This is a genomic window from Pontixanthobacter sp. CEM42, from assembly GCF_017812015.1.
Lineage (GTDB): Bacteria > Pseudomonadota > Alphaproteobacteria > Sphingomonadales > Sphingomonadaceae > Pontixanthobacter.
In genome coordinates this window covers 1,298,444-1,312,078 of sequence record NZ_JADQTN010000001.1, presented here as the reverse complement: position 1 = coordinate 1,312,078, position 13,635 = coordinate 1,298,444, and the positions used below count along the sequence as shown (strand labels likewise).

Here is a 13,635-nt window from a genome sequence, read left to right as displayed (position 1 = left end):
CGCCGTTACGCCCTTAGTCGGCCCCACTCAAGGATTTACGTTTAGGGCTTGCTGCACCGTTTCATGAAAACGTAGGATACCGGTTTCCAGATTGCCGAGCGTTAGTTGCGGCACAACACCGGTTGAAAGCCCCTGCTGACCAAGCTCTGCTGCGCGAAAATCCTCACTCGCGAACACGCCGCCATCGAGCAGATTCCAGCTGCGATCCCAATGATCGCGGGCTTTGTCGGTTTTCGGCTCTTCGGGGATCAACATGAAGTCCTCGACCACTGTGTGATCATGCGCATCAGGCATCAGCACCATGACATTCACATAGTCTGGGCTGGGGATGATGATTGTCGCAGGAAGCAATTGATAGGCGAACGTAATCACCCGCCGCATTGCCGCCATATCGGTCAGGTCGACGTCAGCTAATTCCTCCAAGCGGCCCACAGCAGAACGGGCATGCGGGCCGATCATATCCCCTGCGGTGATTCCGTCTTTGAAGAACGGGCCGATGGTTTTCGCATGGAGGCGCGTGACGTGGTAGCTTTCAAGGAAAGCATCCATGATCAGTTTCCAATTGCCGTTCACTTGGTGTGTTTTGCGGCGATAGAGAAACAGATCATCCATTCCGAATGCGGTGAAATCCTCGCCAAGTGCTCTGGCGAGCGTAAAGTCGGCGTCCTCGACCGGTGCAAACCAGATTAGTCCGCCAGCTTCACAGCTAGGCAGCTCAATCAACGAATTGTCAGATTTGTCGAGGCCGGGGAAAGTCTCGGGGCGGGGCAGCGCGAGCAGCTTTCCGTCCAGCTTGTAAGTCCAAGCGTGATAGGGGCAGACCAAGCGCTTGGCGCATTGCACGTCCTCGCCTTCGACCAGCCGCGTCCCGCGATGGCGGCAGACATTCAGAAAGACATGAACCTTCCCCTCGGCATCGCGGGTAATCAGCAGCGGCCGGCCGGTATCGTCATGCGGTACGGCCATGCCTGCATCTGGGAGCAATGCAGATGGTGCAATCACCTGCGGCAAACGATCGAACAAAGCTGCTTTCTCGCGCAGCCAATGATCGGGATCGGTATAGACCGACGCCGGAACGTGAGTGATGCCCGCATCATTTCGCGTTTCTTCCCGCGCCATCGCTTCGGCCAGGGCCAATTGCCCGTCGGTCGGGCGTAAAATGTGGGGAACGGATTTGCTGGGGATGATTGGGGTCTCGTTCATCAAACACTTCCTAAATCACGCGATCACGCTACTGTTGCACGAAATCGTACCGATACAAAGAGGATGGGGATGTATGGCTGACGCAGCCGCTAAGAGTAAGCCGGGTTTGCGTGAGGTTTTTCGCGCAATGCGTAACCGTAAGACCGGCTATATGGCGCTGTTTGGCTTTGCCAGCGGACTGCCATTCGCGCTGTTCCTCGGCACGCTCTATGCTTGGCTGACAGAGGCCAAAGTCGATCTGGAGACGATGGGCGTATTCTCGCTGATCGGGCTCGCCTATGCGTTTCAGTTCCTGTGGTCGCCGCTGATTGACAAGGTCAATATTCCCGGATTTTCAAAGTTGGGGAAGCGCAAGCAGTGGATGGTCCCGGCCCAACTGCTGCTCGGTGTAATTCTCGTAGCACTGAGCCTGAGTAATCCGACCAACGACAATATGGGCTGGTTTTCGCTGCTAGCTGGCGTTGGCGCCTTGGCCAGTGCGACGCAGGATATCGCGATCAATGCTTGGCGTATCGACAACGCAGATGAGGTGGCAACGCTCGATATCCTCTCGACCGTTTACCAGATGGGCTACCGGATGGCGGCGCTGGTTGGCGGTGCGTTCGGTCTCATTATTGCGGCACGGATCGGCTGGCCGCAAACCTATCTGATGATGGGCGCGATCTTGCTGGTGATTGGTTTTGTGGGGCTGTTCGCACCCGACAACAAGGTTGGGAATGTCGTGGATGGGGCCGCTGAAGACGAGTTGATGTTGAGCTTACGAAAAGCGGGTGAGCTACGCCCTGAAGTGCGTGCACGGGCGCTGGGAATTGTCGGCGTGTTGTGGGCAGGCGCCATCGGCGTCGTTCTGACATTCATGTATATGTCGCTGGCCTATGCGCCGGAAGACAGGCCCAATCCAACTGAGTTTACACTCGGCTGGGGGCCGTGGATTATTGTCGCAACGGTAGTGGTACCGGCACTAATTGCAGGTTGGCTCGCATCGCAAAAGAAGCGCGGCGAGAATCTGCTTACCGAAGATGCGCCCGTTGCGCAGGGTAGCGCAGCGGTGATGGATCACTTCTATCGCGCCTTGGTTATGCCGCTCGTCGAATTTGTTGGTCGCATGGGTTGGTCCCTCGTGCTGATCCTCTCGCTCGTTCTCACTTACCGGATTTGCGATGCGATCTGGGGGACATTTGCTTACCCGTTTTATTTGGGTGAGCTGGCCTACACCAATGACGAGGTGGCCTTTGCTTCGAAGTTCTTCGGTGTCTTTGCAATTATCGCTGGTCTGGCGCTGGGCGGGTATATGCTCACCGTGATCGGGCGCATGGCGACGCTGACGATAGGCGCATTGCTCGCTGCTCTTACCAATCTGCTTTACGCGGATATGGCCGTAGGCGGTGCACGGATGCAGATCGCGAGCGATGCGATTGGCTTCACCCGCTTTATCGATTTTCTATCCGGCTTACTCATGATGCCTGAGTCCGAGGGGCTGGCGCGGCTGACATTTACAATCATGTGGGAGAACCTGGCCATTGGTATCGCCGGTGCGGCCTACATTGCGTGGCTCTCCTCAATCGTTTCGAAGCAATACAGCGCCGTCCAATATGCGCTGCTGTCTTCGCTAACACTGCTGGTTGGCACGCTCGGGCGCGGCGCGCTTGGCGAGATGATCGAAGATCGCGGTTATTTCGATGTATTCGTGCTGACGACGCTGATTGGCTTTGTGGCAGTGATCCTGTGCATCTTCGAATGGATCCGCGTGAAACGCGCGGGCCGTGATGCCGGAATTGTGACGCCCGAGTTGGCGGCTGAGAAAACCGCCTAGTCAGGGATTTCGTCGTTTTGCCTAAGGACTTCGCCAGCGAGGTAGAGTGATCCGGCGATCAGGACGGGATAACCGTCATTTGGCAAGTTTAGCATCGCGTCTTTGAGATCATTAGCAGCGCGTACGCTGTCTCCAAACGCCTCAGCTGGATGGCATTCATAGCCCGGGATGGGCACTATGGTGATGCTGCGAAGACGGTCATCAAATGGCTCGAGAAATGCTTGCGGGTCTTTATTGGCCAACATGCCCAAGACGATATGAAATTCCTGCTGCATGAATTCCGCGATAGCTGCTCCGGCGTTTCTATTATGTCCACCGTCAAGCCAAATCGGGCGATTGGAGCATAGAGCCGTGAGCGGGCCATCATCGTAAAGGCGCTGAAGCCGGGCGGGCCACTGCGCGCATTCCAACCCTTCAAGAATGGCGTCGTCGTCAATATTGATAGCTGTTTGCTGGCGAAGCATAGCTATTGCGAGGCCAGCATTTGCCGCTTGATGTTCGCCCAGCAGTGCCAGTTCGCCAGTAAAGTAGATATCGCTGCCTTCATCAAAGTAGCTCAAACCTTCACCCGATCCATAGACGTTCCAATCGCTGCCGAGTTCAGACAGAGGCGCGCCGACATTCAGAGCCACCACTCGGATAGCGTTTTCGGACTCCAGAGGGTGCCATTCACCCAACGTCACCAATGGAACCCCGGGCTTTGCAATTCCTGCTTTCTCAAACGCAATTCGTGCCATTGGCTCTGTCGGGACGCCGTCCTCTGGTGCGAGCAAGAACCGCTCGTGATCGATCCCAAGCGCTGCAATTCCGCATGCTGCCAGCACATCCGGCGTCAGAACATTGGTCGCATCGAACCTACCGCCCAGACCGACTTCGACAACGCAGGCATCGGCCGGAACGCTGGCAAATTCGGTGAACGCGGCGGCAATGGTGACTTCGAAGAAGCTGGGGTTGAGGCCTTCCGCCGCGTCGAGAACTTCCTCTAGCAGTTCTGCCAGACGCGCATCTTTGATCAGCGTTCCAGCCACTCGAATACGCTCGTTATAACGCACCAGATGCGGGCTGGTGGTGACGTGGACGGTCTTGCCGTCAGCCTCCAACATTGCGCGTAGGAACGCGCAGACTGACCCTTTGCCATTGGTCCCTGCAATGTGAAAAACGGGCGGCAACCGGTCTTGCGGATCGCCTAATCTCGCGAGCAATTCGCGCACAGTATCCAGGCCGATGCGTCCCTCGGGCAGCGACAATGCTGCCAACCGGTCAAGCTGTGCCTGAACCGCCGGATCGTCTGAGCGACCAAAGTCCTTCATCGCTGGATTACGCCGCTTTTTCACCCTGTAGGAAATCGAGCAGATTGGCCAAGGTATCGCGCAATTCGTGACGGTGGACGACCATATCGACCATACCGTGCTTGCGCAGATATTCGGCCCGTTGGAAACCCTCGGGCAATTGCTCGCGGATCGTGTCCTGAATCACGCGCTGTCCGGCGAAGCCGATCAAGGCGCCTGGTTCTGCGATATGGATGTCACCCAGCATTGCGTAGCTTGCCGTAACGCCGCCCGTAGTCGGGTCAGTCAGCACTACGATGTAGGGCAAACCCGCTTCGTGCAGGCGGCGTGTCATCACGGTTGCCTTGGGCATTTGCATCAGGCTGAGAATGCCTTCCTGCATCCGCGCTCCGCCAGCAGCTGTAACCACAACATAGGCGCAGTTGCGGGTCAACGCGCGCTCTGCACCGGCGCAGAACGCCGTGCCGACGGCCATGCCCATCGATCCGCCCATAAAGCCGAAATCCTGCACGCCGACGACCGCATCGCGGCCCTCGATCTGGCCCGAGCCGACGCTGAAAGCATCGCGGTGCGGGTTCTTTGCTCGGGCTTGTTTCAGGCGATCGGTGTATTTCTTGGAATCCTTGAACTTCAGCGGGTCTTCCTTGACCTCGGGCTGCTCCAGCAGGTCATATCCCATGTCGAGCAGCTGGTTCAGCCGCTCATCCGCGCCGATCCGGCCGTGATGGTCACATCGCATGCAAACCTGCTGATTTTCTTCATATTCCTTGGCGAACAGCATCTCCTGACAATTGGGGCATTTGACCCACAGATTGTCATTAGTTTCACGCTTCGACTGGAAAGGAAGCGAATTGCGGACGCGGGTAAGCCAGTTCATCTTTGTATCCTTAGCTGGTCCCAGAACGAGCGGAGTGAACCGCCTCTGCGAGTGCCGAAGTAAGCTCCTTTAGCGCAGCCGGAGCATTATCGCCATGCTGCTCGACCAATTCAACCAGTGCAGAGCCGACAACCACGCCGTCAGCCACTTTGGCAATAGCGCTGGCTTGATCAGGCGTGCGGACGCCAAAACCGACCGCGATCGGTAGATCAGTGGCTGCTTTGAGCTTGGCGACGGCGTCTTCGATGGAAGCGGTCGCGGCTTGTTGCAATCCGGTGATCCCGGCGACCGAGACGTAATATACAAATCCGTCCGATCCCTCGAGCACCTGCGGCAAGCGCGCGGCATCGGTGGTAGGCGTAGCAAGCCGGATGGGCGCAACACCTTTGGCGCGTAGAGCAGGGCCGAGCGCAGCGTCTTCCTCTGGCGGGATATCGACGCAAATTACGCCATCCACACCGGCCTTGGCACATTCCTCCGCAAACCATTCAGGCCCGCGCCGGATCATCGGATTGGCATAGCCCATCAGGATCAACGGAACATCGGGATGCCGAAGCCGGAATTGTGCAGCGATTGCAAAGATATCAGCCGTTGTCGTCCGCTTCGCCAGCGCGCGCAAATTCGCCTTCTGGATCGCAGGCCCATCGGCCATCGGATCGGTGAAAGGCATACCGAGTTCGATCACATTTGCGCCGCCTTCGACCAGAGCATCGAGATTGGCTGCTGTATTGCCGTCACCAGCGGTGAGGAAGCAGACGAGAGCGGGAGACGAGAAAGCGGAAGAGATGCGGGTCATGGTCGGTTGCTATGCTCGCGAAACAGTCGGTTTAAGAAGCCAGTGATAAACAATACTGGAAGCAAAACGAAAAGTAGTCTGTCGGTGATCGCTATCTCACCGCTCCGAATATAGCCCCAGCCAAGAAAGACAGCCGCTCCAATCACAAGCAACGACAGTCCCCGAAGGCACGCCTGAAAGAACAGGTGAGACGTCAAATCTCTACCCCCAGCGCCTCAGCAACTGTGAAAATGTCTTTGTCGCCGCGCCCGCACAGGTTCGCCAAGATAATCGCATCGTCCGGCATTTCCTTTGCGACTTTAGCCACTGCAGCAATCGCATGGCTTGGCTCAAGCGCGGGGATTATGCCTTCGGTACGGCAAAGTAGCTGGAAACCTTCCAACGCCTCTTTGTCGGTCACGGCGGTGTAATCCACGCGGCCGCTTTCTTTCAGCCATGCATGTTCGGGGCCGATGCCGGGATAGTCTAGGCCGGCGCTGATCGAGTGGCCTTCGGTGATCTGGCCGTCCTCGTCTTGCAGCAAATAGGTCTTGTTGCCGTGGAGCACGCCGGGTGCGCCGCCCATCAGGCTGGCGGCGTGTTCGTCTCCGTCCAGACCGTGGCCTGCCGCCTCCACGCCGAGCATCTTTACATCCGTATCGTCAAGGAACGGGTGGAATAGGCCGAGTGCATTCGATCCGCCGCCAATTGCCGCGACCAGCAGATCAGGCAGACGGCCGGTACGGTCCATCATCTGCGCGCGGGCTTCTTTGCCGATGACGCTTTGGAAATCGCGGACCATTTCAGGGTAGGGATGCGGGCCTGCAGCGGTGCCGATAATGTAGAATGTGTCATGCACATTCGCGACCCAATCGCGGAGCCCTTCATTCATTGCATCTTTGAGCGTAGCCGCACCGCTGGTGACAGGAACGACCTCTGCACCGAGCAGTTTCATCCGGAACACATTGGGTTGCTGACGCGCAACATCGGTCGCGCCCATATAGATTACGCAGGGCAGACCAAACCGTGCGCATACGGTCGCGGTGGCCACGCCGTGCTGACCAGCACCGGTTTCCGCGATAATCCGCGTCTTACCCATGCGGATCGCGAGCAGGATCTGCCCGATGCAATTGTTGATCTTGTGTGCGCCCGTATGGTTCAATTCGTCGCGTTTAAACCACACTTGTGCCCCTCCGACCGCTTCAGTTAACCGTTCGGCGAAATAAAGTGGACTGGGGCGACCGACATAATGTTCAAGCAAATCGTCGAATTCGGCCTGAAATGCTGGGTCCGCCTGAGCGGCGCGATATTCACGCTCCAGATCGAGGATCAGCGGCATCAGGGTTTCGGCTACATAGCGCCCGCCATAATCGCCAAAATGGCCATTATTGTCTGGCATGTTGCGAAAGCTGTTGGCTTTCGCGGGGGGCTGCGTGCGGTAGGAATTGGGGGCGTTCATAAACCCCGATTGGCAGAGCCTGCGCCGCCTGTCCAGCCGCTACATAATTCCAATTCCTGACAATTTGTTAATCTAATGTTGCACATTTAGCACATTTTCAGAAAGATTCACTTTTCGATAGTTTGTCAGTTGAAGTTCAGGTTTGAGAGCCGAAATAACTCCCACGCCACTCACCCCCTTAATCGAGTGGTCAAAGCATATAATTGAATCGAAAGGATATTATTATGCGTAAGACAGTTCTTACACTCGCAGCAGTCGCTGCAGCCACAGCCGCCACCCCTGCATTCGCACAGGGCGAAGCCCGTGTTGAAACACGCGGCGGTATCGCCTGGGCAAACGGCGCTGAAGAAGCCGTTGCCGGTGTTGCTGCTGGTTATGACTTTGACTTTGGCGATGAAGAAAGCGGCAGCGTTTTCTTCGGCGTTGAAGGGTCTGCTGACAAAATGCTCGCCAGCAACACTGAAGTCGTGTGGGGCACAACTGCCCGTCTCGGCGCGAAAGTCGGCAATGGTGGCAAGATCTTTGCAACCGGCGGCTATAGCTTCGGCGAAGGCGAAGACGTACCGCATCTCGGTGCCGGCTACGAGCAGAAGGTCGGTCAAAGCGGTCTGTATGTGAAGGCTGAATACCGTCACTTCTTCAGCGATTTTGTGGACGTGAACACCGCCGCTGTTGGCGTTGGCTTCAAGTTCTAAGAAAACGCTTTAATGCAAATCGGGAAGGGCGGTCCATTGGGCCGCCCTTTTTGCTTCAGACGCATGCGTTAAGCGCTTTTGGCGGCATCGCAAAACGCTGCGATTTTGCGGATATCTTTGACGCCGGGTGCGCTCTCAACTCCGGACGACGTATCGACCAGCGTTGCACCGGTTTGGCGGATCGCGTCAGCCACGTTCTCTGGCGTTAGTCCCCCGGCGAGGCCCCATGGTAGCTGGTGGTCAAACTCGGTCAGCAAGCTCCAGTCAAAGCTGGTGCCGGTACCCCCGGGAAGGGCTTTGGCCGGAGCATCAAACAACAGACGATCAGCTTTGCCGTTATAGCGGGCGGACTTTGCCAGTGTCGGTGCGTCCTTTACGCCGAGTGCCTTCCAGACTTCCAACTTCAATTGATCGCGAACCAGAGCGCACCATTCGGGCGTTTCGGTGCCATGGAACTGAACGACATCCGGTTTCACCGCCTCGATCGCACGCGATGTTGTCGCAATATCGGCATTGACCAGCAACAGCACAGTTTTCGCCCTACCACGTGCCATCGCGCGCAGCTCTGACGCCTTGGCCAGCGGAGCGTAACGTGGGCTCGGCTCGTACAGATTAAGCCCGATATGCGTCGCACCAGCGTCCAGCGCTGCCGTCATCGTCTCTGCAGTCGTGATCCCGCAAATTTTGATCTCTGTTTCTTGCATCACGGTGCGACTAGGTGATTCGACAGCGCGGCGGAACCCTGCCAAATAAATTTCCTGAGATTTTTGAGAGGGGACAAGAATTGCGGAAGTTTCTTGTAGTGCTCGTGTCGTTCGTGCTCGTGGCTTGCAACCCGATGCAGGTGATGGAACAGGCCGATAGTGAAATCGCGGTCTTTCAGGATCGTTGGAACGACGGCGATGTCGATGCGATATGGAAAATGGTCCATCCGGATTTTCGCAAGGATATGCCCCGGGATGAATTCAATGAAGTCTTTGAGGGCTTCAAAGGCGCACTTGGTGCTGTCGAAAGCAGCAAGCGCGAGGGGTTTAACATAAACACCAATAACGGTGTGACGACCACGGTAATCACCATGCGCACCCAGTTCGCAAATGGTGAGGGGATGGAACGATTCACGTTGCTAGATCGTGGAGATACACAGAAGATCGTCGGCTATTTTGTCGATTCATACCTGCTGGATGAATATTTGAAGACCGCCCCGGATTCGGTGACGGTGGTGGACCCCGAAACAGAAACAGTGCCTTAAACTAACCGTGCTGGATTAGCCGGAACAGCGTCCCATCGGGATCGGTGAGATAGGCGATTTCTAGGCCGCTCGCTTCCACTTTGGGTTCATGAAGACGCGGGAAGCCAGTTTGCTTGACCGGGATGTCGGCAGCTTTGACGACATCTACAAATGCGCTGAGGTCATCAAAGCGGATACAACAACTGAATGAGCTCTTCGCGGGATCCAAGTCCGGATAGGGGAAGAACTCCAGCACCACGGCGGCGCCCGTGGGACCGCGTTTCAGGATCATCCAGCCATCATCGCGCCAACCCCGTTCGAAACCAAGCGCTACATAGAATGCCTCGGTCGCGTCGAAATCGCGTGAGGGCAGGTTGGGCGTCGCGATATCGGTCACTGTCTACAGATCTTTCGCGAGCTTGAGCGTCCGCTTGATGGCGTCCCGATCTTCGGCCGCCGAGTGGCTCATTGCGATGATTGTCGCGTTCGGGAACGCCGCGTCGAAATTGCGCACGGCCTTCGCATAATGATCTTCGTCGGCTTCCATCAAATTGCCGAGCGATTTTGCGTCCGATCCTTTTATCAGACATCCGCCGAAAGCGACCGAAGTGCCGTTCACCGATACAGTGATGTTGTCAGTGGTGTGCCCCGGACCGGGATAATAAACACGCAGCGGTCCCAATGATCCGTCAGCGGGATTGGCGGCCCAGCCGTTTTCATCAAATATCAGCGAGTTTCGCGCGGGCGAAAGCTGCTTGTCCGGCGCAATTCGGTTGGTCATCGGGTGCGCGTATGTCGCGACGCCAGCTGTATGCAGCGCATCGATACCGCCCATCTTGTCGCTATGTGCGTGCGTCACCACCGCCGCACGGATCGGGCGGTTAAGCTCGCTAGCGGCCCATGCGATGATCACATCAGTTTGAGAAACGGTCCATGCGGTATCGACCAAAACCGACGTTTCGCCATCGACAACGATCAAACCGTTAGACGGCACCGCACCAAACCCGGGCAAGTCAATATAGGATGTATGCAGCCAAACATTCGGCGCGAGTTGCTCAAAGCTCAGTGATCCGAAACGCTGGACGCCACTGCGAGCCGCTTCCTGCGTGACGATCGACGGACGAATTTCTCGATAGGTGCATGAGGCAAGCGCGGCCGCCAAGACTAAAATCGCGATCAGTCTTGGCATCTAATCTTCCAGTCTAAACGCGACGCCCTTGGTCACATCATCCTCGAAAACGGCAAAGGCGACAAACATCAGGCCGTCTGGCGTTTCAAAAATGCTCACGCGCCCTTTAGATACTGGGTGGCGTGTCTTCTGATCGAACGATATCGAGCTGATGTTGAATGTTCCATCGTCCCAAGTCCCTTGAAAGAAAACGCCTTGGCGCGATTTCGAGCTGTAGAACGCCATCAGGCGGTTGCCATCACCGAGGTTGAATGTGACGTGATCACAATTAATTTCAACAATGACTTTGACTGCATCCTTGGCTTTGATCGTCTTGGCTAACGGTTCCATAGGCGCACAAAGACCGGCGAGTGTTCGGCTTTCGACTTCGGTGAAGTTCGGGTCGGCCTCAAGGTCTTCGATAGTATGATCCTGTGCCACGACCGGTGCTGCAGTGATCAAACCTAGGGCGATGGTTCCGCATAGTCGGGTAGCCAATTGTCTCATAACGTTGCTTCGATATCCCGCGCTGCCTGAACAGGATCGGCGGCTCTGCTAATTGGGCGTCCGATCACCAATACGCTGGCTCCGTCATCGCGAGCTTTGCGTGGGGTTACGACACGTTTCTGATCGCCGACAGCGCTTCCGGCGGGGCGCAGTCCGGGGACGACGAAAAAGCCATCTTTCCATTGTTTATGCGCGCCCGCGACTTCTTGACCGGAGCAGACGATACCATCGATGCCTGAATCATGCGCGAGTTCGGTCAGGCGCATCACATGGTCATGTGGTGTGCCGCCAACGCCTGTGCGTTCAAGATCGCGCTCGTCGAGGCTGGTGAGCATTGTTACGGCGACTACTTTGGTGTGCTCGCCCGCGGCGGCTTTGGCGTCTTCCAGCATTGCCCGTCCGCCACTGGCATGGACGGTCACGATAGAGGGCTCCAGCACATGGATAGCCTGCATCGCGCCGGCGACGGTGTTGGGAATATCGTGCAGTTTCAAATCAAGGAAAATCGGCAGTCCGACCTGTGCGATCTCATGAACGCCGTGCGAGCCGTGTGCGCAAAAGAACTCTAACCCTAGTTTGAGGCCACCGACATGCGCTTTGACTTTCTCGGCCAGTGCTTTCGCCGCATCCAATTGTGGCAAGTCGAGCGCGAGATAGACCGGATTGCTCATGGTTGGCCCGGTGGTGTCGGCGCCGGGGCGAGTTCCTCGCTTGTGGCGGGTGCGTCTACTGGTTTGGGTGTCGTTTTAACCGGAGCGGAAACAGCTGCTGCGCGCGCAGCATTTTCAAGCGTCTTAATCCGCCGGTTGAGGCGCCATTTAACACCGCGATGGAATAGCCACATTGGTAGGAAACCGACTAAGAAGAACACGATTGCAATGAAGCCGACAGGCCAGTCGAACAGGATGCTCTTGTTCCCCTCGCGCGGCCAGATGATCACATTGTGGGATTCGCCCCAGTTCACATAAACGAAGACCGCAACTGCTGCTGCGAGCAAAGTCCACAAGATGGTACGAACGATTTTCATTGCGTCACTCCGTTAGTGTTCTGCGAATGCTAGGCGGGTTGCAGTGCGAAGTGAAGGGCACGACTCGTGCGCCTTCAGCTGTGGCCTATGGTCATCCGAATACGCGGGCGAAAATCGTGTCGACTTCCTTGAAGTGATAGTCGAGATCGAATTTGGATTCGATTTCCTCGATGGACAAAGCAGCGGTAACTTCATCGTCCGCTTTGAGCAGATCGAGGAGTGCGACCGCTCCATCGGATTCCCACACCTTCATCGCATTGCGTTGGACCAACCGGTAGGCATCCTCACGGCTCACACCGGCTTGCGTAAGCGCGAGCAGGACTCTCTGCGAGTGGATCAGGCCGCCCATACGGTCCATATTCTTCTGCATACGCTCAGGGTAAATTAGCAGTTTGTCGATCACGCCAGTCAAACGGGCGAGCGCGAAGTCGAGCGTGATGGTGGCATCGGGACCGATGAAACGTTCAACCGAAGAGTGCGAAATATCCCGCTCATGCCATAGAGCGACATTTTCCAGCGCTGGCATAGCATAGCCGCGGATCATGCGGGCTTGGCCCGTGAGGTTCTCGGTCAGGATCGGGTTGCGCTTATGCGGCATCGCCGAGCTGCCTTTTTGGCCGGGCGAGAAATATTCTTCAGCCTCAAGCACTTCGGTGCGTTGAAGGTGGCGGACCTCGACTGCAACGCGTTCAATCGAGCCAGCAATCACTGCGAGTGTCGAGAAGAACATCGCATGGCGATCACGCGGAATCACTTGCGTTGAAATCGGCTCGATGGCCAAACCCAGCTTCTCCGCGACATGCGCCTCAACGCTCGGATCGATATTCGCGAAAGTTCCCACGGCGCCTGAGATCGCGCAGGTGGCAATCTCTTCGCGCGCAGCAATCAGGCGCGTCTTACAGCGGTCAAACTCGGCATAGGCCTGGGCCAGCTTCAGGCCGAAGGTCACTGGCTCTGCATGAATGCCGTGACTGCGGCCGATGGTTGGCGTGTATTTATGTTCCTCTGCGCGGCGTTTGATCGCGGCGAGCAGCAGATCGAGGTCTTCTAGTAAAATGTCCGCAGAGCGCGCCAGTTGGACTGCTAGCGTCGTGTCGAGCACATCGGAGCTGGTCATGCCCTGATGCATGAAGCGGGCTTCATCACCTACCTGTTCGGCCACCCATGTCAGGAATGCGATCACATCGTGTTTCGTAACAGCTTCGATGGCGTCGATAGCAGGAACGTCGATTACCGGGTCAGTTGCCCACCAATCCCACAGGGCCTTTGCAGCGCTCTCAGGGACTACTCCGAGCTTGCCCAGTTTCTCGGTCGCATGGGCTTCAATCTCGAACCAGATTTTGAAACGCGCTTCCGCCTCCCAAATGGCAGACATTGCGGGGCGGGCATAACGCGGGACCATGGGATACTCCGGAGGTGATTCTGTGTGGTGCTGTGATAGCGCAGGCGGCTAAGGTGCGCACCCCGCAATGGCAAGGGGCGGGCAGCGCCTAATCCGTCGATAGAATAGTAAATAGCTGATCTATGGTGAAATAGAGCGGCTGAACTGCTGAATATTCATTGCATAGGGTCGTGCAGCCTGTAGGTTGCTTCG

15 protein-coding genes are annotated in these 13,635 nt (G+C 56.6%); 3 read left to right on the top strand and 12 right to left on the bottom strand.

The genetic code is table 11. From position 1 onward, the window contains the following. Positions 1–27 precede the first annotated feature (27 nt). Complete coding sequence (locus J9777_RS06290; protein WP_209347889.1) at positions 28–1,203, bottom strand: aromatic ring-hydroxylating dioxygenase subunit alpha; 1,176 nt, start codon at positions 1,201–1,203, stop codon at positions 28–30. Between the two features lie 73 nt (positions 1,204–1,276). Between J9777_RS06290 and J9777_RS06285 the strand changes: the two genes are divergently transcribed. Further along, positions 1,277–3,016, top strand: a complete 1,740-nt coding sequence (locus J9777_RS06285) for an MFS transporter (RefSeq protein ID WP_209347888.1) — start codon at positions 1,277–1,279, stop codon at positions 3,014–3,016. Here J9777_RS06285 and J9777_RS06280 read toward each other — a convergent pair. The 4 genes from J9777_RS06280 to trpB all read right to left on the bottom strand — a co-directional run bounded on the left by J9777_RS06280 (position 3,013) and on the right by trpB (position 7,416). Next, the gene (locus J9777_RS06280; protein ID WP_209347887.1) at positions 3,013–4,326 is read right to left on the bottom strand and encodes a folylpolyglutamate synthase/dihydrofolate synthase family protein; all 1,314 of its coding nucleotides are present in this window, start codon (positions 4,324–4,326) and stop codon (positions 3,013–3,015) included. The two genes, J9777_RS06285 and J9777_RS06280, sit on opposite strands and share 4 nt — an antisense overlap. 7 nt (positions 4,327–4,333) lie before the next feature. Further along, positions 4,334–5,182, bottom strand: coding sequence for an acetyl-CoA carboxylase, carboxyltransferase subunit beta (accD, locus tag J9777_RS06275; RefSeq protein WP_209347886.1), 849 nt, complete (start codon positions 5,180–5,182; stop codon positions 4,334–4,336). A gap of 10 nt (positions 5,183–5,192) precedes the next feature. Continuing rightward, positions 5,193–5,978, bottom strand: coding sequence for a tryptophan synthase subunit alpha (trpA, locus tag J9777_RS06270; protein ID WP_209347885.1), 786 nt, complete (start codon positions 5,976–5,978; stop codon positions 5,193–5,195). A gap of 193 nt (positions 5,979–6,171) precedes the next feature. Further along, positions 6,172–7,416 (bottom strand): tryptophan synthase subunit beta, encoded by a 1,245-nt coding sequence (gene trpB, locus J9777_RS06265; protein ID WP_209347884.1) that lies wholly within the window; start codon positions 7,414–7,416, stop codon positions 6,172–6,174. Positions 7,417–7,640: 224 nt separating this feature from the next. On the opposite strand from trpB, the gene J9777_RS06260 reads away from it, so the two are divergent. Next, positions 7,641–8,111, top strand: coding sequence for a hypothetical protein (locus J9777_RS06260; RefSeq protein ID WP_209347883.1), 471 nt, complete (start codon positions 7,641–7,643; stop codon positions 8,109–8,111). Positions 8,112–8,179: 68 nt separating this feature from the next. On the opposite strand, the gene J9777_RS06255 is transcribed toward J9777_RS06260, so the two are convergent. Next, positions 8,180–8,815, bottom strand: coding sequence for a phosphoribosylanthranilate isomerase (locus tag J9777_RS06255; RefSeq protein ID WP_209347882.1), 636 nt, complete (start codon positions 8,813–8,815; stop codon positions 8,180–8,182). A gap of 14 nt (positions 8,816–8,829) precedes the next feature. Here J9777_RS06255 and J9777_RS06250 point away from each other — a divergent pair, with 14 nt between their 5' ends. Further along, entirely contained in the window at positions 8,830–9,360 is a 531-nt protein-coding gene (locus tag J9777_RS06250) for a DUF3887 domain-containing protein (RefSeq protein ID WP_209347881.1), read from the top strand. Position 9,361: 1 nt separating this feature from the next. Here J9777_RS06250 and J9777_RS06245 read toward each other — a convergent pair whose 3' ends face one another. From J9777_RS06245 to purB, 6 genes are all read right to left on the bottom strand, one after another. Next, positions 9,362–9,736, bottom strand: a complete 375-nt coding sequence (locus J9777_RS06245) for a bleomycin resistance protein (protein WP_209347880.1) — start codon at positions 9,734–9,736, stop codon at positions 9,362–9,364. Between the two features lie 3 nt (positions 9,737–9,739). Next, entirely contained in the window at positions 9,740–10,528 is a 789-nt protein-coding gene (bla, locus tag J9777_RS06240; RefSeq protein ID WP_209347879.1) for a subclass B1 metallo-beta-lactamase, read from the bottom strand. After that, positions 10,529–11,014, bottom strand: a complete 486-nt coding sequence (locus tag J9777_RS06235; RefSeq protein ID WP_209347878.1) for a hypothetical protein — start codon at positions 11,012–11,014, stop codon at positions 10,529–10,531. It lies immediately after the preceding gene. After that, positions 11,011–11,685, bottom strand: coding sequence for an orotidine-5'-phosphate decarboxylase (gene pyrF, locus J9777_RS06230; RefSeq protein ID WP_209347877.1), 675 nt, complete (start codon positions 11,683–11,685; stop codon positions 11,011–11,013). The genes J9777_RS06235 and pyrF overlap by 4 nt, the downstream gene beginning before the upstream one ends. Then, positions 11,682–12,041: a LapA family protein gene (locus tag J9777_RS06225; protein WP_209347876.1), complete on the bottom strand. Its 360-nt coding sequence runs from the start codon at positions 12,039–12,041 to the stop codon at positions 11,682–11,684. The genes pyrF and J9777_RS06225 overlap by 4 nt, the downstream gene beginning before the upstream one ends. Before the next feature lie 91 nt (positions 12,042–12,132). Continuing rightward, positions 12,133–13,443 (bottom strand): adenylosuccinate lyase, encoded by a 1,311-nt coding sequence (gene purB / locus J9777_RS06220; RefSeq protein ID WP_209347875.1) that lies wholly within the window; start codon positions 13,441–13,443, stop codon positions 12,133–12,135. Positions 13,444–13,635 lie beyond the last annotated feature (192 nt).